Here is a 1,472-nt window from a genome sequence, read left to right on the forward strand (position 1 = left end):
CACTCCACACCCTACACCCTACACCCCACACCCCACCCCCTACACCCTACACCCCACACCCCACCCCCCACACCCCCCAACCCACACCCCACACCCCTCGCCCCACGCCCCACACCCCACACCCCACACCCCACACCCTGCTCCTAGGAAAAGCTTTTTCAGCAAACCCTAAATAGGATTGATGGGGATTCTTAAGGCTGGACAGGGGGATTTTCTCAGCTTTTAACCAGACTTGGCTTCATTTGCCGCACTAATTGACAAAAATGAGCGATCGGTGGTATCTGTAGGCGATCGCTGGTGGTGACAAGGACTACCTGACGGGTGAGACGATGACTAAATTTACCATTATTAGGATGGGGATTTTCGCCACTAGGGGAAGCAAGAGGACGAATGGCGAGGGTGGCATCGCCACGAGCCTCCATCAGGGCAGATTGGGGCAGAAGAGCGATAATATTACCCTGACGCACCACACCGCGAAAAGCATCAAGGGTGTTTAATTCCATGACAGTTTTCAGGTGGGCATCCTGACGGGAAAACCATTCTTGTACTAATCTTTGCATTCCGTAGCCATCTTTGAAAACCACTTGCGGATAGGGGATTAATTCCGACCATGGCACTTCTTTGTATTGGGCAAGGGGATGATTAGCGGCCATGAGAATTTCGATCGCTTCTTCATATAATATTTCTACCACCATCTCCGGGCTAGACGTGAGAAAACGATTATTCATTACCAAGGCCAGATCTACTAAACCATCCCGCAGCACTTTTAAGGCGCGATCACTGCCTAGGGCTGTAACTCTTAACTGAACTTCTGGGTATTCAGCACAAAATTTCGGCAAAATCGGCGGTAAATAATGGGCGCACACGGAATGAATCGCCGCCACGCACAATTCTGGCTGTTTTCCCGCCTGTAGGTCAGTGATTTCCTCGTGAACATTCGTCCATTCTTGACAAATTCGTTTCGCCCGGGGTAGCAATTTCTCCCCGGCAATGGTTAATTTCGCTTGGGCGGTACGATGAAAAAGAGGTAAGCCCAAATCGGTTTCTAGGGATTGAATCTGGCGGCTGATAGTCGATTGGGTGACTCCACACTGGCGCGCGGCTTGACCGAAATTGCCCGTATCGGCTACGGCTAAAAAGGCTTGCAACTGCTCGATCCGCATTCTTTCTGTTTTTAATTACATTCCGTCATGACCTTATGACAATAACGAATTTTATTCTGACTTTTGGTAGAAATTGCTACCGTTTTCTCAGTTATCAGCTTCTGAAGGCAAGGGGCAACAGGCACTCGTGCAAAAGACAGAATCTGGCAATTCTCCTACCTCAAAAGAAGGTTAGAAACTAAGCACATCAAAGCTTTTAGCTTAACCAATTAGGGTCTGCGGCAAAAAGTTTTTCCTGGGGGCAGGGTGTGGGGTGTGGGGTGTAGGGTTTTACCGATTTTGAGGTAGTCAGTTACCTAATTTTCAGGG

1 protein-coding gene is annotated in these 1,472 nt (G+C 49.3%); it reads right to left on the reverse strand.

The features are described from left to right. Positions 1 to 215: 215 nt before the first annotated feature. On the reverse strand, positions 216 to 1,163 hold the full coding sequence (locus PX481_RS17905) for a LysR family transcriptional regulator (protein ID WP_002763558.1): 948 nt from the start codon (positions 1,161 to 1,163) through the stop codon (positions 216 to 218). Positions 1,164 to 1,472 lie beyond the last annotated feature (309 nt).

The sequence above is a fragment of the Microcystis sp. M53603_WE2 genome (assembly GCF_030065435.1).

Coding starts and splice junctions, on each gene's coding strand:
- PX481_RS17905 (WP_002763558.1), bottom strand. CDS start 1,163: ATGCGGATCGAGCAGTTGCAAGCCTTTTTAGCCGTAGCCGATACGGGC.